Annotated in this window: 18 protein-coding genes; 17 read left to right on the forward strand and 1 reads right to left on the reverse strand. The window is 64.6% G+C overall.

The genetic code is table 11. The annotated features are described in order from the left end of the window. Window positions 1-66: 66 nt before the first annotated feature. From nuoC to ACLEJU_RS24655, 12 genes are all read left to right on the forward strand, one after another. Window positions 67-1,848: an NADH-quinone oxidoreductase subunit C/D gene (gene nuoC / locus ACLEJU_RS24600; protein WP_027920599.1), complete on the forward strand. Its 1,782-nt coding sequence runs from the start codon at window positions 67-69 to the stop codon at window positions 1,846-1,848. A gap of 2 nt (window positions 1,849-1,850) precedes the next feature. Beyond that, window positions 1,851-2,348: an NADH-quinone oxidoreductase subunit NuoE gene (gene nuoE / locus ACLEJU_RS24605; protein ID WP_003251433.1), complete on the forward strand. Its 498-nt coding sequence runs from the start codon at window positions 1,851-1,853 to the stop codon at window positions 2,346-2,348. Beyond that, window positions 2,345-3,721: an NADH-quinone oxidoreductase subunit NuoF gene (gene nuoF / locus ACLEJU_RS24610; RefSeq protein ID WP_435424323.1), complete on the forward strand. Its 1,377-nt coding sequence runs from the start codon at window positions 2,345-2,347 to the stop codon at window positions 3,719-3,721. Before nuoE ends, nuoF begins: the two co-directional genes overlap by 4 nt. A 133-nt stretch (window positions 3,722-3,854) precedes the next feature. Further along, complete coding sequence (gene nuoG, locus ACLEJU_RS24615; RefSeq protein WP_294340868.1) at window positions 3,855-6,569, forward strand: NADH-quinone oxidoreductase subunit NuoG; 2,715 nt, start codon at window positions 3,855-3,857, stop codon at window positions 6,567-6,569. Beyond that, entirely contained in the window at window positions 6,566-7,573 is a 1,008-nt protein-coding gene (nuoH, locus tag ACLEJU_RS24620) for an NADH-quinone oxidoreductase subunit NuoH (RefSeq protein ID WP_027920602.1), read from the forward strand. The genes nuoG and nuoH overlap by 4 nt, the downstream gene beginning before the upstream one ends. An 11-nt stretch (window positions 7,574-7,584) precedes the next feature. Further along, window positions 7,585-8,133: an NADH-quinone oxidoreductase subunit NuoI gene (nuoI, locus tag ACLEJU_RS24625; RefSeq protein WP_016488223.1), complete on the forward strand. Its 549-nt coding sequence runs from the start codon at window positions 7,585-7,587 to the stop codon at window positions 8,131-8,133. A 10-nt stretch (window positions 8,134-8,143) separates the two neighbouring features. After that, window positions 8,144-8,644: an NADH-quinone oxidoreductase subunit J gene (gene nuoJ, locus ACLEJU_RS24630; protein WP_027920603.1), complete on the forward strand. Its 501-nt coding sequence runs from the start codon at window positions 8,144-8,146 to the stop codon at window positions 8,642-8,644. Window positions 8,645-8,647: 3 nt separating this feature from the next. After that, window positions 8,648-8,956 (forward strand): NADH-quinone oxidoreductase subunit NuoK, encoded by a 309-nt coding sequence (nuoK, locus tag ACLEJU_RS24635; RefSeq protein ID WP_008096201.1) that lies wholly within the window; start codon window positions 8,648-8,650, stop codon window positions 8,954-8,956. After that, window positions 8,953-10,806: an NADH-quinone oxidoreductase subunit L gene (nuoL, locus tag ACLEJU_RS24640; RefSeq protein ID WP_435424324.1), complete on the forward strand. Its 1,854-nt coding sequence runs from the start codon at window positions 8,953-8,955 to the stop codon at window positions 10,804-10,806. The genes nuoK and nuoL overlap by 4 nt, the downstream gene beginning before the upstream one ends. 49 nt (window positions 10,807-10,855) lie before the next feature. Next, a complete protein-coding gene (gene nuoM / locus ACLEJU_RS24645; RefSeq protein WP_435424325.1) occupies window positions 10,856-12,388 on the forward strand; it encodes an NADH-quinone oxidoreductase subunit M in 1,533 nt (510 codons plus the stop codon). Between the two features lie 7 nt (window positions 12,389-12,395). Then, a complete protein-coding gene (nuoN, locus tag ACLEJU_RS24650) occupies window positions 12,396-13,865 on the forward strand; it encodes an NADH-quinone oxidoreductase subunit NuoN (protein ID WP_435424326.1) in 1,470 nt (489 codons plus the stop codon). Window positions 13,866-13,991: 126 nt separating this feature from the next. Further along, window positions 13,992-16,040: a TonB-dependent receptor family protein gene (locus ACLEJU_RS24655; RefSeq protein ID WP_435424327.1), complete on the forward strand. Its 2,049-nt coding sequence runs from the start codon at window positions 13,992-13,994 to the stop codon at window positions 16,038-16,040. A 9-nt stretch (window positions 16,041-16,049) separates the two neighbouring features. Here ACLEJU_RS24655 and ACLEJU_RS24660 read toward each other — a convergent pair whose 3' ends face one another. Beyond that, the gene (locus ACLEJU_RS24660; protein ID WP_435424328.1) at window positions 16,050-17,114 is read right to left on the reverse strand and encodes an AI-2E family transporter; all 1,065 of its coding nucleotides are present in this window, start codon (window positions 17,112-17,114) and stop codon (window positions 16,050-16,052) included. Between the two features lie 129 nt (window positions 17,115-17,243). Between ACLEJU_RS24660 and trhP the strand changes: the two genes are divergently transcribed. The 5 genes from trhP (at window position 17,244) to ACLEJU_RS24685 (ending at window position 22,117) form a co-directional block, all read left to right on the forward strand. After that, window positions 17,244-18,578 carry a prephenate-dependent tRNA uridine(34) hydroxylase TrhP gene (gene trhP, locus ACLEJU_RS24665; RefSeq protein ID WP_435424329.1) on the forward strand — a complete coding sequence of 445 codons (1,335 nt, stop codon included), beginning with the start codon at window positions 17,244-17,246 and terminating at the stop codon, window positions 18,576-18,578. A 78-nt stretch (window positions 18,579-18,656) separates the two neighbouring features. Further along, window positions 18,657-20,348 carry a copper resistance system multicopper oxidase gene (locus ACLEJU_RS24670; RefSeq protein WP_435424330.1) on the forward strand — a complete coding sequence of 564 codons (1,692 nt, stop codon included), beginning with the start codon at window positions 18,657-18,659 and terminating at the stop codon, window positions 20,346-20,348. Then, window positions 20,341-21,237: a copper resistance protein B gene (locus ACLEJU_RS24675; RefSeq protein ID WP_435424331.1), complete on the forward strand. Its 897-nt coding sequence runs from the start codon at window positions 20,341-20,343 to the stop codon at window positions 21,235-21,237. The genes ACLEJU_RS24670 and ACLEJU_RS24675 overlap by 8 nt, the downstream gene beginning before the upstream one ends. Before the next feature lie 14 nt (window positions 21,238-21,251). After that, entirely contained in the window at window positions 21,252-21,680 is a 429-nt protein-coding gene (locus ACLEJU_RS24680; protein ID WP_435424332.1) for a DUF411 domain-containing protein, read from the forward strand. Further along, the gene (locus ACLEJU_RS24685; protein WP_435424333.1) at window positions 21,680-22,117 is read left to right on the forward strand and encodes a YqaA family protein; all 438 of its coding nucleotides are present in this window, start codon (window positions 21,680-21,682) and stop codon (window positions 22,115-22,117) included. The genes ACLEJU_RS24680 and ACLEJU_RS24685 overlap by 1 nt, the downstream gene beginning before the upstream one ends. Window positions 22,118-22,120: the final 3 nt, after the last annotated feature.

The following is a 22,120-nucleotide window of genomic DNA, read 5'->3' on the forward strand; positions in this document are numbered from 1 at the left end:
CGCCCGCTCCCGATGGAGCCGGCGGCCTGGCTTCATTCTTAACGCTGACCCAAAGCGACCGAGACCATGACAGCGGACAACGCTATTTTCATTCCGCCCTACAAGGCTGACGACCAGGATGTGGTCGTCGAACTGCACAACCGTTTTGGCGCCGACGCATTCGTCGCCCAGGAAACCCGCACCGGCATGCCCGTGCTGTGGGTCAAGCGCGCCCAGCTCAAGGAAGTGCTCAGCTTCCTGCGCGGCGTCGCCAAGCCCTACAGCATGCTGTACGACCTGCACGGCGTCGACGAGCGCCTGCGCACCCAGCGCCGTGGCCTGCCAGCTGCCGACTTCAGCGTGTTCTACCACTTGCTGTCGGTCGAACGTAACAGCGATGTGATGATCAAGGTGTCGCTCAGCGAAGGCGACCTGAACCTGCCGACAGTGACCGGCATCTGGCCAAACGCCAACTGGTACGAGCGCGAAGTCTGGGACATGTTCGGCATCGACTTTGCCGGCCACCCGCACCTGAGCCGCATCATGATGCCGCCGACCTGGGAAGGTCACCCGTTGCGCAAGGACTACCCGGCCCGTGCCACCGAGTTCGATCCCTACAGCCTGACCCTGGCAAAGCAGCAGCTTGAAGAGGAATCGGCGCGTTTCAACCCGGAAGCCTGGGGCATGAAGCGTCAGGGCGCCAACGAGGACTACATGTTCCTCAACCTTGGCCCGAACCACCCTTCGGCCCACGGTGCCTTCCGTATCGTCCTGCAGCTGGACGGTGAAGAGATCGTCGACTGTGTACCGGACATCGGTTACCACCACCGTGGTGCCGAGAAAATGGCCGAGCGCCAGTCCTGGCACAGCTTCATCCCCTACACCGACCGTATCGACTACCTCGGCGGGGTGATGAACAACCTGCCGTACGTGCTCGCGGTCGAGAAGCTGGCCGGCATCCAGGTGCCGCAGAAGGTCGACGTGATTCGCATCATGCTGGCCGAGTTCTTCCGTATCACCAGCCACCTGCTATTCCTGGGTACCTACATCCAGGACGTCGGCGCCATGACCCCGGTGTTCTTCACCTTCACCGACCGCCAGCGCGCCTACACCGTGATCGAAGCGATCACCGGCTTCCGCCTGCACCCGGCCTGGTACCGCATCGGTGGCGTCGCCCACGACCTGCCACGCGGCTGGGACAAGCTGGTCAAGGACTTCGTCGAATGGCTGCCCAAGCGCCTCGACGAGTACACCAAGGCTGCCCTGCAAAACAGCATCCTCAAGGGTCGTACCATCGGCGTTGCCGCGTACAACACCAAGGAAGCCCTGGAGTGGGGTACCACCGGTGCCGGCCTGCGTGCCACCGGTTGCGACTTCGACCTGCGTAAAGCGCGCCCGTACTCCGGCTACGAGAACTTCGAGTTCGAAGTACCGCTGGCCCACAACGGCGATGCCTACGATCGCTGCATGGTCCGTGTCGAGGAGATGCGCCAGAGTATCCGCATCATCGACCAGTGCCTGCGCAACATGCCGGAAGGCCCGTACAAGGCGGATCACCCGCTGACCACGCCGCCGCCGAAAGAGCGCACCCTGCAGCACATCGAAACCCTGATCACGCACTTCCTGCAAGTCTCGTGGGGCCCGGTCATGCCGGCCAACGAGTCGTTCCAGATGATCGAGGCGACCAAGGGCATCAACAGTTACTACCTGACGAGCGATGGCGGCACCATGAGCTACCGCACCCGGATCCGTACCCCGAGCTACCCGCACCTGCAGCAGATCCCTTCGGTGATCAAAGGCAGCATGGTCGCCGACCTCATTGCGTACCTGGGCAGTATCGACTTTGTTATGGCTGACGTGGACCGCTAAGCATGAACAGCACGCTTATCCAGACAGACCGTTTCGCCCTGAGCGAAACCGAGCGCTCGGCCATCGAGCACGAAATGCATCACTACGAGGACCCGCGCGCGGCGTCCATCGAAGCCCTGAAGATCGTCCAGAAGGAACGCGGCTGGGTGCCGGACGGCGCCATCCACGCCATCGGCGAAGTGCTGGGCATCCCGGCCAGCGACGTCGAGGGTGTCGCCACCTTCTACAGCCAGATCTTCCGCCAGCCCGTTGGCCGCCACATCATCCGTGTGTGCGACAGCATGGTCTGCTACATCGGCGGCCACGAATCGGTGGTCAGCCAGATCCAGAGCGAGCTGGGCATCGGCCTCGGCCAGACCACTGCCGACGGGCGCTTCACCCTGCTGCCAGTGTGCTGCCTGGGCAACTGCGACAAGGCCCCGGCGCTGATGATCGACGACGACACCTTCGGTGACGTGCAGCCGGCTGGCGTTTCCAAACTGCTGGAGGGTTACGTATGACCATTACTTCCTTCGGCCCGGCCAACCGCATCGCGCGCACGGCCGAAACCCACCCGCTGACCTGGCGCCTGCGTGATGACGGCGAGCCGGTCTGGCTGGCCGAGTACGAGTCGAAAAACGGCTACGCCGCTGCCCGCAAGGCACTGGCGCAGATGTCCGCCGACGACATCGTGCAGAGCGTCAAGGACTCCGGCCTCAAGGGCCGTGGCGGCGCGGGCTTCCCCACTGGCGTGAAGTGGGGCCTGATGCCCAAAGACGAATCCATGAACATCCGCTACCTGCTGTGCAACGCGGACGAAATGGAGCCGAACACCTGGAAGGACCGCATGCTGATGGAGCAACAGCCCCATCTGCTGGTCGAGGGCATGCTGATCAGCGCCCGCGCCCTGAAGGCCTACCGTGGCTATATCTTCCTGCGTGGCGAATACACCACCGCGGCGAAGAACCTCAACCGCGCCATCGACGAAGCCAAGGCTGCTGGCCTGCTGGGCAAGAACATCCTCGGCAGCGGTTTTGATTTCGAGCTGTTCGTGCATACCGGTGCCGGCCGCTACATCTGCGGTGAAGAAACCGCACTGATCAACTCGCTGGAAGGCCGCCGCGCCAACCCGCGCTCCAAGCCGCCCTTCCCTGCCGCCGTTGGCGTCTGGGGCAAGCCGACTTGCGTGAACAACGTCGAAACCCTGTGCAACGTCCCGGCCATCGTGGCCAACGGCAACGACTGGTACAAGTCGCTGGCCCGTGAAGGCAGCGAAGACCACGGCACCAAGCTGATGGGTTTCTCCGGCAAGGTGAAGAACCCGGGCCTGTGGGAACTGCCGTTCGGCGTCACCGCCCGCGAACTGTTCGAAGACTACGCCGGTGGCATGCGCGACGGCTTCAAGCTCAAGTGCTGGCAGCCAGGCGGCGCCGGTACCGGCTTCCTGCTGCCCGAGCACCTCGACGCACAGATGTACGCCGGCGGCATCGCCAAGGTCGGCACCCGTATGGGTACCGGCCTGGCCATGGCGGTCGACGACAGCGTCAACATGGTCTCGCTGCTGCGCAACATGGAAGAGTTCTTTGCCCGCGAGTCGTGCGGCTGGTGCACCCCATGCCGTGACGGCCTGCCGTGGAGCGTGAAGATGCTGCGCGCACTGGAGAACGGCCAGGGCCGCGCCGAAGACATCGAGACGCTGCTGGGGCTGGTCAACTTCCTCGGCCCAGGCCGTACCTTCTGTGCTCACGCACCGGGTGCCGTCGAGCCATTGGGCAGTGCCATCAAGTACTTCCGCTCGGAGTTCGAGGCCGGTGTTGCTCCCGCTAACGCGGGAGACACCCTGCGCCCGAACCTTTCCGTTAACAACAGCGGGCCGATCGTGGTCGGCGCATAACAAGATGATTAGGCGGGTGGTCCGTGCCACTCGCCAGCTTGCCGGCAGGCCCGAGTCGATCGTGGCGTGTCGCAAGCTCACCGATTTCCATTAGCCACGCCCGCTCACGCGGGCCAACGAAGAACTTTGAACAATGGCCACTATCCACGTAGACGGCAAAGCGCTCGAAGTCAACGGTGCGGACAACCTGTTACAGGCGTGTCTGTCACTCGGCCTCGACATCCCTTATTTCTGCTGGCACCCGGCGCTCGGTAGCGTCGGCGCCTGCCGGCAGTGTGCGGTCAAGCAGTACACCGACGAGAACGACACCCGTGGTCGTATCGTCATGTCCTGCATGACCCCTGCCTCCGACGGCACCTGGATTTCCATCGACGATGACGAGTCCAAGGCGTTCCGCGCCAGCGTCGTCGAATGGCTGATGACCAACCACCCGCACGACTGCCCGGTGTGCGAGGAAGGCGGTCACTGCCACCTGCAGGACATGACGGTAATGACCGGCCACAACGAGCGCCGCTACCGTTTCACCAAGCGTACCCACCAGAACCAGGACCTCGGCCCGTTCATCGCCCATGAGATGAACCGCTGCATCGCCTGCTACCGCTGCGTGCGCTACTACAAGGACTATGCCGGTGGTACCGACCTGGGCGTGTACGGCGCCCACGACAACGTGTACTTCGGCCGTGTCGAAGACGGCGTGCTGGAAAGCGAGTTCTCCGGCAACCTGACCGAGGTCTGCCCGACCGGCGTGTTCACCGACAAGACCCACTCCGAGCGCTACAACCGCAAGTGGGACATGCAGTTCGCCCCAAGCATCTGCCACGGTTGCTCCAGCGGCTGCAACATCAGCCCGGGCGAGCGCTATGGCGAACTGCGCCGGGTCGAAAACCGCTTCAACGGTTCGGTCAACCAGTACTTCCTGTGCGACCGCGGCCGTTTCGGCTACGGCTACGTCAACCGCAAGGACCGCCCGCGCCAGCCACACCTGGCCGACGGCACCAAGCTGGGCCTGGACGCTGCCCTGGACAAGGCCGCCGACCTGCTGCGCGGCCGCACCATCGTCGGTATCGGCTCGCCACGCGCCAGCCTCGAAAGCAACTATGGCCTGCGTGAGCTGGTCGGCGCCGACTACTTCTACTCCGGTATGGAAGCTGGCGAACTGGCCCGCGTGCGCCTGGCCCTGAACGTGCTGAACAACAGCCCGCTGCCCGTGCCGACCCTGCGCGACATCGAAGACCACGACGCCGTGTTCGTGCTCGGTGAAGACCTGACCCAGACCGCTGCCCGCGTTGCCCTGGCCGTGCGCCAGGCCACCAAAGGCAAGGCCGAGGCCATGGCCGAAGCCATGAAGGTTCAACCGTGGCTCGACGCCGCCGTGAAGAACATCGGCCAGCACGCGCTGTACCCGCTGTTCATTGCCTCGTTGGCTGAAACCAAGCTGGACGACGTTGCCGAAGAATGCGTGCACGCCGCCCCGGCTGACCTCGCCCGCATCGGTTTCGCCGTGGCCCACGCCATCGACCCGAGCGCGCCGGCAGTCGCCGGCCTGGACGACGAAGCCAAGGCCCTGGCCCAGCGCATCGCCGATGCCCTGGTCGCCGCCAAGCGCCCACTGGTCGTGGCCGGTACCTCGCTGGCTGACCCGGCGCTGATCGAAGCCGCCGCCAACATCGCCAAGGCCCTGAAGCTGCGCGAGAAGAACGGTTCGCTGAGCCTGGTGGTACCTGAGGCCAACAGCCTCGGCATGGCCATGATGGGTGGCGAGTCGGTGGATGCCGCACTGGACGCCGTCATCAGCGGTAAGGCCGACGCCATCGTCGTGCTGGAAAACGACCTGTACGCCCGTGTACCGGCCGCCAAGGTCGATGCTGCCCTCGCTGCGGCCAAGGTGGTGATCGTCGCCGACCACTCCAAGACCGCCACGGTCGACCGCGCCCACCTGGTGCTGCCGGCCGCGTCCTTCGCCGAAGGCGACGGTACCTTGGTCAGCCAGGAAGGCCGTGCCCAGCGCTTCTTCCAGGTGTTCGACCCGCAGTACCTGGACAGCAGCATCCTGGTTCACGAAGGCTGGCGCTGGATGCACGCCCTGCGTGCCACCCTGCTCAACAAGCCGGTCGACTGGACCCAGCTGGACCACGTCACCAGCGCCTGCGCCGAAGCCGCCCCGCAACTGGCCGGCATCGTCAACGCCGCGCCAAGCGCCGCGTTCCGCATCAAGGGCATGAAGCTGGCCCGTGAGCCGCTGCGCTACTCCGGCCGTACCGCCATGCGCGCCAACATCAGCGTGCACGAGCCGCGTACCCCGCAAGACAAGGACACCGCGTTCGCCTTCTCCATGGAAGGCTACTCGGGTTCGGCCGAACCGCGTCAGCAGGTGCCGTTCGCCTGGTCACCGGGCTGGAACTCGCCACAAGCCTGGAACAAGTTCCAGGACGAGGTCGGTGGCCACCTGCGTGCCGGTGACCCGGGCGTGCGCCTGATCGAATCGCAAGGCGATCGCCTGAACTGGTTCAACGCCATCCCGGGCGCCTTCAACCCGGCCCGTGGTACCTGGACTGCGGTACCGTTCTACCACCTGTTCGGCAGCGAAGAGAGCTCCTCGCGCGCCGCCCCGGTGCAGGAGCGCATCCCGGCCGCCTACGTGGGCCTGGCCAAGTCCGAGGCCGACCGCCTGGGTGTCAACGACGGCGCACTGCTGAGCCTGAACGTTGCCGGTGTGGCCCTGCGCCTGCCGCTGCGCATCAATGAAGAACTGGGCGCTGGCCTGGTTGCCCTGCCCAAAGGCCTGGCCGGCATCCCGCCTGCCATCTTCGGTGCATCCGTCGAAGGTCTGCAGGAGGCAGCACAATGAGCTGGTTCACCCCCGAAGTGATCGATGTGATCCTCACCGTGGTCCGGGCCGTCGTGGTCTTGCTCGCGGTGGTGGTCTGCGGCGCGCTGCTCAGCTTCGTCGAACGGCGCCTGCTGGGCTGGTGGCAGGACCGTTACGGTCCGAACCGCGTCGGCCCGTTCGGCATGTTCCAGATCGCTGCCGACATGCTGAAGATGTTCTTCAAGGAAGACTGGAACCCACCCTTCGTCGATCGCATGATCTTCACCCTGGCGCCAGTGGTGGCCATGAGTGCCCTGCTGATCGCCTTCTGCGTGATCCCGATCACCCCGCTGTGGGGCGTCGCCGACCTGAACATCGGCCTGCTGTTCTTCTTCGCCATGGCCGGCCTGTCGGTCTACGCGGTGCTGTTCGCCGGCTGGTCGTCGAACAACAAGTACGCCCTGCTGGGCAGCTTGCGTGCCTCGGCACAGACCGTGTCGTACGAAGTGTTCCTGGGCCTGGCGCTGATGGGCGTGGTGGTGCAGGTGGGTTCGTTCAACATGCGCGACATCGTTGAATACCAGGCACAGAACCTGTGGTTCATCATTCCGCAGTTCTTCGGCTTCTGCACCTTCTTCATCGCTGGCGTCGCCGTGACTCACCGTCACCCGTTCGACCAGCCGGAAGCGGAACAGGAACTGGCCGACGGCTACCACATCGAGTATGCCGGCATGAAATGGGGCATGTTCTTCGTCGGTGAGTACATCGGCATCATCCTCATCTCGGCGCTGCTGGTGACCCTGTTCTTCGGCGGCTGGCACGGCCCGTTCGGCATCCTGCCGCAACTGTCGTTCCTGTGGTTCGCCCTGAAGACCGCGTTCTTCATCATGCTGTTCATCCTGCTGCGCGCCTCGATCCCGCGCCCACGCTATGACCAGGTGATGGACTTCAGCTGGAAGTTCTGCCTGCCGCTGACCCTGATCAATTTGCTGGTGACCGCTGCGATCGTGCTCTACAACACGCCAGCCGTCGCGGCCCAGTGAGGATTTGACCCATGTTCAAGTATATCGGCGACATCGTTAAGGGCACCGGCACCCAGCTGCGCAGCCTGGCAATGGTGTTCTCCCACGGGTTCCGCAAGCGCGACACCCTGCAGTACCCCGAAGAACCCGTGTACCTGCCGCCGCGCTACCGCGGCCGCATCGTCCTCACCCGCGACCCCGATGGCGAGGAGCGCTGCGTAGCGTGCAACCTCTGCGCGGTGGCCTGCCCGGTCGGCTGCATCTCGCTGCAGAAGGCCGAGACCGAGGACGGCCGCTGGTACCCGGAGTTCTTCCGCATCAACTTCTCGCGCTGCATCTTCTGTGGCCTGTGTGAAGAAGCGTGCCCGACCACCGCAATCCAGCTGACTCCGGATTTCGAAATGGCCGAGTTCAAGCGTCAGGACCTGGTGTACGAGAAAGAAGATCTGCTGATCTCCGGCCCCGGCAAGAACCCTGACTACAACTTCTACCGTGTTGCGGGTATGGCGATCGCTGGCAAGCCGAAGGGCGCTGCACAGAACGAAGCCGAGCCGATCAACGTGAAGAGCTTGCTCCCATAAGGACAGAAAGATGGAATTCGCTTTCTACTTCGCATCCGGGATCGCCGTGGTCTCCACCCTTCGGGTGGTGACCGGCACCAACCCCGTGCACGCCTTGCTGTACCTGATCATCTCGCTGATTTCCGTCGCGATGATCTTCTTCGCCTTGGGTGCGCCGTTCGCCGGCGCCCTGGAAGTGATCGCCTACGCCGGCGCCATCATGGTGCTGTTCGTGTTCGTGGTAATGATGCTCAACCTCGGGCCGGCCTCGGTCGCCCAGGAGCGGGGCTGGCTCAAGCCCGGCATCTGGGCCGGGCCGGTGATCCTGGCCGCCCTGCTGCTGCTGGAGCTGCTGTACGTGCTGTTCGTCTCGCCGAGCGGCGCGGCCATCAGCGGTACCACCGTCAGCCCTAAAGAAGTGGGTATCAGCCTGTTCGGCCCGTACCTGCTGGTGGTCGAACTGGCCTCGATGCTGCTGCTCGCTGCAGCCGTCACCGCCTTCCACCTGGGCCGCAACGAGGCGAAGGAGTAAATCATGGGTGCAATCCCTCTCGAGCATGGTCTGGCAGTCGCCGGCATCCTGTTCTGCTTAGGTCTGGTTGGCCTGATGGTCCGCCGCAACATCCTCTTCGTGCTCATGAGCCTGGAAGTCATGATGAACGCCTCTGCCCTGGCGTTCATCGTCGCCGGTGCCCGTTGGGTCCAGCCCGACGGCCAGGTGATGTTCATTCTGGTGATCAGCCTGGCAGCCGCCGAGGCCAGCATTGGCCTGGCGATCCTGCTGCAACTGTATCGCCGCTTCCACACTCTCGACATCGATGCTGCCAGTGAGATGCGCGGATGAACCTTATCTTCCTGACTTTCGTCTTCCCCCTCATCGGCTTCCTGCTGCTGTCGTTCTCGCGCGGGCGGTTCTCGGAGAACCTGTCCGCGCTGATCGGCGTCGGCTCGGTCGGCCTCTCGGCCGCCGTGGCCGCCTATGTCATCTGGCAATTCAACGTCGCCCCACCTGAGGGCGGCGCGTACAGCCAGCTGCTGTGGCAGTGGATGTCGGTGGATGGCTTTGCGCCCAACTTCACCCTGTATGTCGACGGCCTGTCCGTCACCATGCTCGGCGTGGTCACCGGTGTCGGCTTCCTGATCCACCTGTTCGCCTCCTGGTACATGCGTGGCGAAGCCGGTTACTCGCGCTTCTTCTCGTACACCAACCTGTTCATCGCCAGCATGCTGTTCCTGGTCCTCGGCGATAACCTGCTGTTCATCTACTTCGGCTGGGAAGGTGTGGGCCTGTGCTCGTACCTGTTGATCGGTTTCTACTACAGCAACCGCAACAACGGTAACGCGGCACTCAAGGCGTTCATCGTCACCCGCATCGGCGACGTGTTCATGGCCATCGGCCTGTTCATCCTGTTCGCCCAGCTGGGTACCCTGAACGTGCAGGAACTGCTGGTGCTGGCACCGCAGAAGTTCCAGGCTGGCGACACCTGGATGGTCCTGGCAACCCTGATGCTGCTGGGTGGCGCGGTCGGCAAGTCGGCCCAGCTGCCGCTGCAGACCTGGCTGGCTGACGCGATGGCAGGCCCGACCCCGGTTTCGGCACTGATCCACGCGGCAACCATGGTGACCGCGGGCGTTTACCTGATCGCCCGTACCAACGGCCTGTTCCTGCTGGCGCCGGACATCCTGCACCTGGTGGGTGTGGTAGGTGGCGTGACCCTGGTACTGGCCGGCTTCGCCGCGCTGGTGCAGACCGACATCAAGCGTATCCTCGCCTACTCGACCATGAGCCAGATCGGCTACATGTTCCTGGCCCTGGGCGTTGGCGCCTGGGACGCGGCGATCTTCCACCTGATGACCCACGCCTTCTTCAAGGCCCTGCTGTTCCTTGCCTCCGGTGCGGTGATCGTTGCCTGCCACCACGAGCAGAACATCTTCAAGATGGGCGGTCTGTGGAAGAAACTGCCACTGGCCTACGCAAGCTTCGTAGTCGGTGGCGCTGCCCTGGCAGCCCTGCCGATCGTGACCGTGGGCTTCTACTCCAAGGACGAGATCCTCTGGGAAGCCTTCGCCAGCGGTAACACCGGCCTGCTGTACGCCGGCCTGGTCGGCGCGTTCATGACCTCGCTGTACACCTTCCGCCTGATCTTCATCGCCTTCCACGGCGAAGCCAAGACCGAAGCCCACGCTGGCCACGGCATCAGCCACTGGCTGCCGCTGGGCGTGCTGATCGTGCTGTCGACCTTCGTCGGCGCCTGGATCACTCCACCGCTGGCAGGTGTGCTGCCGGAAAGCGCCGGCCATGCTGGTGGCGAAGCCAAGCACGCGCTGGAGATTACCTCCGGTGCCATCGCCATCGCCGGCATCCTGCTGTCGGCCCTGCTGTTCCTCGGCAAGCGCAGCTTCGTCAGCGCGGTCGCCAACAGCGGCATCGGTCGTGTGCTGTCGGCCTGGTGGTTCGCCGCCTGGGGCTTCGACTGGATCTACGACAAGCTGTTCGTCAAACCTTACCTGCTGATCAGCCACGTCCTGCGCAAGGATCCGGTTGACCGCAGCATCGGCCTGATCCCTCGCCTGGCTCGCGGCGGCAACGTCGCCATGAGCAAGACTGAGACTGGCCAGCTGCGCTGGTACACCGCTTCGATCGCCGTTGGCGCAGTGCTGGTACTCGGCGCTGTGGTAGTGGCAGCGGTATGACCATGAACTTTGCGAACCTTGCGACTCTGCGAAAGGAAACCAACCCGTCATGATTTTGCCTTGGCTGATCCTGATCCCCTTCATCGGCGGCCTGCTGTGCTGGCTGGGTGAGCGCTTCGGCGCCACCCTGCCGCGCTGGATCGCGCTGCTGACCATGTCCCTGCTGCTCGGCATCGGCCTGTGGCTGTGGGCCCACGGCGACTACACCCTGGCCCCTGCCCCAGGCGCCGAACCCCACTGGGCGGTGGAATACAAAGTCCAATGGATCCAGCGCTTCGGCATCAGCATCCACCTGGCCCTCGACGGCCTGTCGCTGCTGATGATCCTGCTCACCGGCCTGCTCGGTGTGCTGTCGGTGCTGTGCTCGTGGAAAGAGATCCAGCGCCACGTCGGCTTCTTCCACCTCAACCTGATGTGGATCCTCGGCGGCGTGGTCGGTGTGTTCCTGGCCCTGGACCTGTTCCTGTTCTTCTTCTTCTGGGAAATGATGCTGGTGCCGATGTACTTCCTCATCGCGCTCTGGGGTCACAGCTCGGCAGACGGAAAGAAGACCCGGATCTACGCGGCGACCAAGTTCTTCATCTTCACCCAGGCTAGCGGCCTGATCATGCTGGTGGCGATCCTGGGCCTGGTACTGGTCAACTACAGCAACACTGGCGTGATCACCTTCAACTACAGCGACCTGCTCAAGGCACAGCTGCCAGCCGGTACCGAATACCTGCTGATGCTGGGCTTCTTCATTGCCTTCGCGGTGAAGCTGCCGGTGGTGCCGTTCCACTCCTGGCTGCCTGACGCTCACGCCCAGGCACCGACCGCAGGCTCCGTGGACCTGGCCGGTATCTTGCTGAAGACTGCGGCCTACGGCCTGCTGCGCTTCGCCCTGCCGCTGTTCCCGAACGCCTCGGCCGAGTTTGCGCCGATCGCCATGACCCTGGGCCTGATCGGCATCTTCTACGGTGCCTTCCTGGCCTTCGCGCAGACCGACATCAAGCGCCTGATCGCCTTCTCCAGCGTCTCGCACATGGGCTTCGTGCTGATCGGTATCTACTCCGGCAGCCAGCAGGCCCTGCAAGGCGCGGTGATCCAGATGCTGGCACACGGCCTGTCGGCTGCCGCGCTGTTCATCCTGTCCGGCCAGCTGTACGAGCGCCTGCACACCCGTGACATGCGCCAGATGGGTGGCCTGTGGCACCGCATCGCCTACCTGCCGGCCATCAGCCTGTTCTTCGCCGCGGCGTCGCTGGGCCTGCCAGGCACCGGCAACTTCGTCGGCGAGTTCCTGATCCTGATCGGCAGCTTCGTGCACGTACCGTGGATCACCGTGATCGCCACCACCGGCCTGGTGTTCGGTTCGGTGTACTCGCTGATCATGATCCACCGCGCCTACTTCGGCCCGGCCAAGGCCGACACCGTGCTGGCCGGCATGGACAATCGCGAGCTGATCATGGTCCTCGGCCTTGCCGGGCTGCTGATCCTGCTGGGCGTGTATCCACAGCCGTTCCTCGACACCTCTGCCGCCACCATGAGTGGTGTGCAGCAGTGGCTCGGTTCCGCTTTCACTCAACTCGCTTCGGCCCGGTAAGAGCGCTATGGAATTCACCACTCAACACTTCATCGCATTGGCGCCGATGCTGATCACCACCATCACCACGGTGGTGGTGATGCTGGCGATCGCCTGGAAGCGCAACCACTCGCAGACCTTCCTGCTGTCCACCGTGGGCCTGAACCTGGCCCTGCTGTCGATCCTGCCGGCGCTGAAGGTCGCGCCGTTAGCGGTGACCTCGCTGGTCACCATCGACAAGTTCGCCTGCCTGTACATGGCGATCATCCTGGTCGCCACGCTGGCCTGCGTCACCCTCGCCCACGCCTACCTCGGCGAAGGCTCCAAGGGCTTCCCGGGCAACCGTGAAGAGCTGTACCTGCTGCTGCTGATGTCTGCCCTCGGTGGCTTGGTGCTGGTCAGCGCCAACCACCTGGCCGGCCTGTTCATCGGCCTGGAGCTGCTGTCGGTACCGGTCTATGGCCTGGTGGCGTATGCGTTCTTCAACAAGCGCTCGCTGGAAGCCGGCATCAAGTACATGGTGCTGTCGGCCGCCGGCTCGGCCTTCCTGCTGTTCGGCATGGCCCTGCTGTACGCCGACGCTGGCAGCCTGACCTTCGACCAGCTGGGCAAGGCGCTGGCCGCCACCAGCATGCCAAGCCTGCTGGCCCAGCTGGGCCTGGGCATGATGCTGGTCGGCCTGGCCTTCAAGCTTTCGCTGGTACCGTTCCACCTGTGGACCCCGGACGTGTACGAAGGCGCCCCGGCGCCGGTCGCCGCGTTCCTGGCCACCGCCAGCAAGGTTGCCGTGTTCGCCGTGGTGGTGCGCCTGTTCATGCTCTCCCCTGCCGCCAGCAGCGGCGTGCTGAGCACCGTCCTGGGCGTGATCGCCGTGGCCTCGATCCTGATCGGTAACCTGCTGGCGCTGACCCAGAGCAACCTCAAGCGCCTGCTCGGTTACTCGTCCATCGCCCACTTCGGCTACCTGGTCATCGCCCTGGTCGCCAGCAAGGGCCTGGCCCTGGAAGCCATGGGCGTGTACCTGGTCACCTACGTGATCACCAGCCTCGGTGCCTTCGGCGTCATCACCCTGATGTCCTCGCCTTACGGCGGCCGCGACGCCGATGCGCTGTACGAGTACCGCGGCCTGTTCTGGCGCCGCCCGTACCTGACCGCGGTGCTGACCGTGATGATGCTGTCGCTGGCGGGCATCCCGCTGACCGCCGGCTTCATCGGCAAGTTCTACATCATCGCCACCGGCGTCGAGTCGCAGCTGTGGTGGCTGGTCGGTGCCCTGGTAATCGGTAGCGCCATCGGTGTGTACTACTACCTGCGCGTCATGGTCACCCTGTACCTTGTCGAGCCGAACCTGCGTCGCCACGACGCCCCGCTGAAATGGGAACAGCGCACCGGCGGCGTGATGCTGCTGGCCATCGCCATTCTCGCCTTCGTCCTCGGCGTGTACCCGCAGCCACTGCTGGAGATGGTTCAGCACGCTGGCCTGCAACTGCTCGGCTGATCGCCAGGCAATACGGAAAACCCCGCCTCGGCGGGGTTTTTCTTTTTCCGGGTTACAGAACGAAAGCTGTGCTTCGTCTGACACTTGCAGCGTCAGAATCCCGCTTATCGATCTGGAACCTCCGAAATGCGCCCCACCCTCTCCTTTTCGCTGCTGGCCCTGTTGGCCACCAGCGCCGCCCAGGCCGCCGGCCGCATCGAACTCGACCAGGTACTGATCGAGGAACAGCAACAGACCGAACTGGAGAGTGCCGCCGAGCGCCTGCGGGAGATCCCAGGCGCCAGCAACCTGGTGGACATGGACAAGGTGGGGCAAGGTCGGGTCGCCAGCAATCAGGACGTGCTGGCCTACCAACCCGGTGTATTCGCCCAGTCGGCGGGCAATGACGGCATCAAGCTGTCGATCCGTGGCTCGGGCATCAACCGCGCGCCTGGCGCCCACGGTTCGGGCGTGTACACGATGTTCGACGGGCTGCCGCTGACCGGCCCCGGCGGTACGCCCTACGAACTGTTCGAACCACTGTGGCTGAGCCGCGCCGAAGTGCTGCGCGGGGCCAATGGCTTCGATCAGGGCTCCCTCGCCCTGGGCGGGGCCATCAACTACGTGACCCACACCGGCTACGACGCCGCGCCGCTGCAGGTGCGCTATGAAGTTGGCAGCCGCGGCTACCAGCACCGGCAGATCAGCTCCGGGCAGGTGCTGGGCAACCTCGACTACTACCTGGCTTTGACCGACTCGGAATACGACGGCTATCAGGAACACAGCAGCGGCAGCTCGAAAGGCATTGCCGCCAACGTCGGCTACCGCTTCAACCCGAACCTGGAAACGCGCTTCTACCTGCGTTATCGGGAAACCGAAAACGAGCTGGCCGGGCGCTTGACCAAAGAGCAGATCAAGCACGATCCACGTGCCGCCAACCCAAGCTACCTGTCGCGCAACGACAGTCGCCCGCAACCCGGCAGCACCTGGGTGGGCAACAAGACCACCTTTTTCCTCGATGACGATTCGCGGCTGGAGGCCGGGCTGGTCTATCACGACTACCCGATGGACCTGCGCGAAGGCCCGATGCGCCTCAAGGTGGCCTACACCGATGTCAGCGGCACGCTGAACTACTTCCGGCGTGACACGTTGCTCGGCCACGAGAGCAAGACCACGCTCGGCTGGCGCACCACCAAACACCTGCCCAACAGTGGCGCCTCGCAGTTCTCGCGGGTCAACGATGTGGTCGGCGCACGTACGCGCGACTTCAGCTACCAGGGTTCGGACACGGTATTGCATGCCGGTAATGACCTGGAACTGATCCCGAACCTGTGGCTGACCACGGGTCTGGCAATGATCTACACCCGTCGGGAAAGCGACGTCACTTACCCGGCCAGTGGTGGCAAGGTCAGCCAGCATGATTGGGACTATGCGCCACGGGTGGGCCTGCGTTACGACATTCGCCCGGATCTGCAGGTCTATGGCAACCTCAGCCGCTCGGTGGAACCACCGCACCCGTGGTCGCTGGTGTGGAGTGCACCGGTAAACAACCAGCCGATGAAGATGCAGAATCAGACCGCTACCACCCTGGAACTGGGCGCCCGCGGCGATTCGGCGCTGGGGCATTGGGACCTGGCCTGGTACTACTCGCAGGTGCGTCATGAACTGCTCAATGTGGAAGTCGTGCAAGGCTTGCCGTTCAAGGAGTTCAACGCCAGCCCCACCGTGCACCAGGGCCTCGAGGCCGGCCTGGACAGCATCCTCTGGGAGCAAGCCGGCACTGGCAAGCTGAGCCTGCGCCAGGCCTACACCTTCAGCGACTTCCACTACCGCGATGACGACAAATTCGACGACAACCGCCTGCCTGGCATTCCCATGCACTACTACCAGGCCGAGCTGCGCTACGACTGGCCAAGCGGGTTCTACGCCGGGGTCAACACCCAGATGGCATCGAAGGTGCAGGTCGACTACGCCAACAGCTACCACGCCGACGCCTATGCCCTGCTCGGCGCACGCCTGGGCTGGGATTCGCCGAAGCAGGACTGGCAGACCTGGCTGGACCTGCGCAACCTGACCAACAAGCGCTACGCGGCAACCGTGACGCCAGGGTACGACGATGCCGGGCAGGACGTAGCCCGCTCGACACCTGGCGAAGGATTTGGCGTCTACGCCGGGGTTTCGTACAGCTTCCGCTGAACAGGTGCCTCAGGAGGGTAACTGCACCTGCGGTTTGGTCGCGGCAAAAATTGCCCAGCTGGAGACGAACAACGCCGCGATCAACGGCCCGATCACGAAGCCATTGAGGCCGAATACCGCCAAGCCGCCGAGGGTGGACACCAAAATCAGGTAATCGGGCATCCGCGTGTCCTTGCCCACCAGGATCGGCCGCAGCAGGTTGTCCACCAGGCCGATCACCAGTATTCCGAACGCCGTCAGGATCACCCCCGGCAGAATCGCCCCGGTGAGCAGGAAATACGCGGCCACCGGCGCCCAGACAATCCCTGCCCCCACCGCCGGCAACAGCGACAGAAACGCCATCAGCACCGCCCAGACCAGCGCACTGGGAATATCCAGCACCCAGAAGATGAAACCACCCAGCGCCCCCTGGGTAATGGCCACCAGCACATTGCCCTTGACCGTGGCCCGTACCACCCGGTTGAACTTCAGTTGCAGGCGGCGCTTCTGGTGTTCCGGCAGCGGCACGGCAAGGCGTACCCGGCGCGCCACGTCGGCCCCCTCGCGCAGGAAGAAGAACAGCAGGTACATCATGATGCCGAAGCTCACCAGGAACTCGAAGGTGCCCTGGCCAAAGTTGAACGCCTGGCTGGCCAGCACCTGGCTGCCTTGGGTGGCCCACTTGGTGATCTTGTCGCGCAGCCCGTCCAGGTTGCCCATGCCCATGCGGTCCAGACCGTGCTGGGCGAAGGCCGGGAGCATGTCCTTGCCGCGCTCGACGTAGCCGGCGATGTCCAGCTGCCCGCTCTCGATTCGCTGGTACAGCGTGGCGCCTTCCTGCACCAGCAAGGCACTGGTGACGATCACCGGCAGCACCGCCACCAGCAGGCACACCAGCACGGTGCAGCCCGCCGCCACGTTGCGGCGGCGGCCAAAGCGAATCAGCAAGCGACGCTGCAACGGCGCAAACAGGATGCCGAGAATCACCGCCCAGAAGATCGCGCCGTAATACGGCAGCAGGATCCACACGAAGGCGATGGTCACCAGTGTCAGGAGTACTGCCAGGGCTTTGTTCTGCAGGGCGTCTTGATTCATGGCTGCTCCTTGGGTGTCATGGTTATTAGTGCACACCACCTGCGCAAAAGTGCCACGCTGACCTTGATTCAAATCAATACCCCGTCCCCGCCCAGCCTTTAGCATCCGCGCCTTTGCCCCGGTGCGCCCATGACCCTACCCGCCAAGCCCGAACTGCTTGCCCCCGCCGGCAGCCTCAAGACCATGCGCTATGCCTTCGCCTACGGTGCCGACGCGGTCTATGCCGGCCAGCCGCGCTACAGCCTGCGGGTGCGCAACAACGAATTCGACCACGCCAACCTGGCGCTGGGCATCAGCGAGGCACATGCCCAAGGCAAACGCTTCTATGTGGTGGTCAACATCGCGCCGCACAACGCCAAGCTGAAGACTTTCCTCAAGGACCTGGCACCGGTTATCGCGATGGCGCCCGATGCGCTGATCATGTCCGACCCTGGATTGATCATGCTGGTGCGCCAGCATTTTCCGCAGATGCCGGTGCACTTGTCGGTGCAGGCCAATACGGTGAACTGGGCCAGCGTGCAGTTCTGGCAGCAACTGGGCCTGAGCCGTGTGATCCTGTCGCGCGAGCTGTCGCTGGAGGAGATCGAGGAAATCCGCCAGCAAGTACCGGACATGGAACTGGAAGTGTTCGTCCACGGCGCGTTGTGCATGGCCTACTCCGGCCGTTGCCTGCTGTCGGGTTACCTGAACAAGCGCGATGCCAACCAGGGCACCTGCACCAATGCCTGCCGCTGGAAATACGAAGCCACGCCGGCCACGGAAGATGCCAGCGGAAACATCGTTCGCGAGGTCGAGCCGACCCTGGGCGTCGGAGCGCCCACCGAGCAGGTGTTCCTGCTGCAGGAAGGCAATCGCCCTGGCAGCGAGATGCCGGCCTTCGAGGACGAGCATGGCACCTACATCATGAACGCCAAGGACCTGCGCGCCATCCAGCACGTCGAACGCCTGGCAGCCATGGGCGTCCACTCGCTGAAGATCGAAGGCCGCACCAAGTCGCATTTCTACTGCGCCCGGGCGGTCCAGTCATACCGCAAGGCCATCGACGACGCTGCCGCCGGGAGGCCGTTCGACCTGGCCCTGATGGACAACCTCGAATCGCTGGCGCAACGGGGATACACCGAAGGCTTCCTGCGCCGCCATGTACACGACGAGTACCAGAACTACCTACGCGGCAATTCGTTGTCCGAGCGCCAGCAATTCGTCGGCGAACTGACGGGGGTGCGCGTCGATGGCCTGGCCGAGGTCAAGGTGAAGAACCGCTTCGCCCTAGGTGACCACCTGGAATTGATGACCCCGCGTGGCAACTACCACTTCGACCTGCACCGCCTGTTCGACCGCCAACAGCACGCCATCGATGTGGCGCCCGGCGACGGCCATGTGGTGTACCTGCCGATTCCCGAGCAGGTTGCGCTGGAGTACGGCCTGCTGATGCGCGACCTGGGCAACGCTGAACAGGCTGCCTGACACGGCTGTAATCTGCGCCTCAGCCAGCTGACAGGCGCAACCGGCGAGGATCGTGGCTCTTCCGCATGAGGCCACGCCATGTCGCGCAACCCTACCCGCCGCACCTTCGTCAAAGGCTTGGGCGCCGCCACCACACTGGCCGGCCTGGGCCTGTGGCGGCCGCTGGCCCAGGCCAGCGATGGCCGCGAGCTGGCCGGCCAGCACTTCGAGCTGTTCATTGGCCAGACACCGGTCAACATCACCGGCCGGCCGCGCACCGCGCTGACGATCAACGGCAGCCTGCCCGGCCCGCTGCTGCGCTGGCGCGAAGGCGACACGGTGACCCTGCGCGTGCGCAACCGCCTCGACCAGGGCACCTCGATCCATTGGCACGGCATCCTCCTGCCGGCCAACATGGACGGCGTACCGGGCCTGAGCTTCGCCGGCATTGCGCCGGGTGGCGATTACCTGTACCGGTTCACCCTGCGCCAGAGCGGCACCTACTGGTACCACAGCCATTCCGGCCTGCAGGAGCAAGCCGGGGTGTATGGCGCGATCGTCATCGAGCCGCGCGAGCCCGAGCCGCATACCTATCAGCGTGACCATGTGCTGCTGTTCAGCGACTGGTCCGACCAGGCGCCCGAAGCGTTGCTCGCGACCCTGAAGAAGCAGTCCGACGCCTTCAACTACCACAAGCGCACAGTCGGCGACTTTGTCAGCGACGTCGCCGACAAGGGGTGGGGCAATACCGTCGATGAGCGCCTGGCCTGGGCGCGCATGCGCATGAGCCCGACCGACCTCGCGGACATCAGCGCCGCCAGCTACACCTACCTGCTCAACGGCCAGCCCCCGGACGGCAACTTCACCTGCCTGTTCCAGCCCGGCGAAACCGTGCGCCTGCGCCTGATCAACGCGTCGGCCATGACCTATTTCGATTTCCGCATTCCGGGCCTCACGCTGACCGTGATCGCCGCCGACGGCCTGCCGGTGACGCCGGTGACCGTGGACGAGCTGCGTATCGCGGTAGCCGAAACCTACGACGTGCTGGTAACCGTCGGCGACCTGCCCGCCTACACCCTGTTCGCCCAGAGCATGGACCGCAGCGGCTACGCCCGCGGCACCCTGGCCCGCGCCATGGGCCTGCAGGCCGTGGTGCCAGCGCCTGACCCGCGCCCCGTGCTGAGCATGGCCGACATGGGCCACGGCAACATGGCGGCGATGGACCATAGCGCCATGGCCGGCATGGACCACGGCAGCATGGGCAGCATGCAGGACCACCCCGACAGCGAAACCGGCAACCCGCTGGTCGACATGCAGACCATGGCCCCCCGCGCCAACCTGGACGACCCTGGCATCGGCCTGCGCGGCAATGGCCGCCGGGTACTGACCTATGCCGACCTGCGCAGCCCCTACCCCGACCCGGATGGCCGCGAGCCTTCGCGGGATATCGAGCTGCACCTGACCGGGCACATGGAGCGCTTCGCCTGGTCGTTCGACGGGGTCAAGTTCAGCGATGCCGCGCCGTTGCGCCTGAGCTACGGCGAACGGGTGCGCATCACCCTGGTCAACGACACCATGATGACCCACCCCATCCACCTGCACGGCATGTGGAGCGACCTGGAGGACGAACATGGGCGCTTCCGGGTGCGCAAGCACACGGTCGACATGCCGCCCGGCAGCCGCCGCAGCTACCGAGTCACGGCCGACGCCCTGGGCCGCTGGGCCTACCACTGCCACCTGCTCTACCACATGGAGACCGGCATGTTCCGCGAGGTACGGGTCGATGAATGAGATCAACACCCGGCGCCTGGTCACGGGTGTCGCCCTGGCCGCGCTGCTGGCCAGCGAACGGGCCATGGCCGCCAGCGTGGAGCACATGGACCATGGCGCCATGCCGATGGACCACAGTCAGATGAACCATGGCCAGATGAGCCATAGCCACATGAATCAGGCCAACGCACCGAGCCAACCGCGCACGGCGCTGCCCGTGCTGACCGACGCCGACCGCCAGGCCGCCTTCGCGCCCCTGCCAGGCCATCAAGTGCATGATCGCGCACTCAACTGGGCAGTGATCGTCGATCAACTGGAATACCAGAACTTCGAAAGCAGCAGCGCCCTCAAGTGGAACGCCACGGCCTGGGTCGGTGGCGACATCGATCGCCTGTGGCTGCGCAGCGAGGGCGAACGGGAACAGGGCACGACCCACAAGGCAGAGTTGCAGGCGCTGTGGGGCCATGCGATCAGCCCGTGGTGGGAGCTGGTAGGCGGCCTGCGCCAGGACTTCAAGCCGGCCAGCGGGCAGACCTGGGCCGCCTTCGGTATCCAGGGCACTCCGCTGTATGGCCTGGAGCTGGAAGCCACCGCCTATGCCGGCGAGCGACAACAGAGCGCACTGCGCCTGGAGGCCGCTTACGCTATCCTGCTGACCAACCGCTGGATCCTCGAGCCGAACCTGGAAGCCAACCTCTACGGCCGCAACGATGCCGGCCACGAACAGGGCGCCGGGCTTGCCGACAGCGAAGTCGGCCTGCGCCTGCGCTACGAAATCAGCCGGGGCTTCGCGCCCTATGTCGGGGTAAGCTTCGAACGCCTGCACGGCAATCGCGCCAGCCAGGCCCGCGAGGACGGCGATGACCTCGGCCAGACCCGTCTGGTGGCAGGCATACGCCTGCGTTTCTAAGGAGTTGTTCGACCATGCTGCGTAAACACCTGATCACCTTCGGCCTGCTGGCCATTACCGGCCTGGCCCAGGCGGCCGAAACCATCGATGTCTATCGCGACCCCAACTGTGGCTGCTGCAAGGCCTGGATCAGCCACCTGCGCGACAACGGCTTCAGCGTCAACGACCACGTCGAGCCGAACATGAGCGCCGTCAAGCAGCGCCTGGGCGTGGCGCCGCGCCTGGCGTCGTGCCACACCGGGGTGATCGACGGCAAATTCGTCGAGGGCCATGTGCCCGCCGAACAGGTCCGCCTGCTGGCCAAGCGCAACGACCTCAAGGGCCTGGCCGTGCCGGGCATGCCCATGGGGTCGCCCGGCATGGAAATGGATGACCACAAGGATGCCTACCAGGTCATCGGCGTGACCCAGGATGGCCAGGACACCGTGGTCGCCAGCTACTGATGCTGAGCCTCTGGGCGCTGTTTTTCAGCGCTTTCGGTGCCGCTACCCTGCTGCCTCTGCAATCGGAGGCGGTACTGGTCGGCCTGCTGCTGCGCCAACCCGAAGCCTGGTTGATCTTGCTGCTGGTGGCCACCCTGGGCAATATGCTCGGTTCGGTGGTCAACTGGCTGCTCGGCCGGGCCATCGAGCACCTGCGCGACAAGCGCTGGTTCCCCTTCAGCGCCAGCCAACTGGAGCGCGCGCAACAGCGCTACCAGCGTTGGGGGCAATGGTCGCTGCTGCTGAGCTGGATGCCGGTGATCGGCGATCCACTGACACTGATTGCCGGCATCATGCGTGAACCGTTCTGGCGTTTTCTGCTGCTGGTGACCTTGGCCAAAGGGGGGCGCTACATCGTCCTGGCGATGATTACTCTGGGCTGGTTTCATGCCTGGTAACAC

Origin of the sequence: Pseudomonas sp. SMN11, from assembly GCF_052041945.1 — a bacterium.
In the GTDB taxonomy this organism is placed as follows: Bacteria; Pseudomonadota; Gammaproteobacteria; order Pseudomonadales; family Pseudomonadaceae; genus Aquipseudomonas.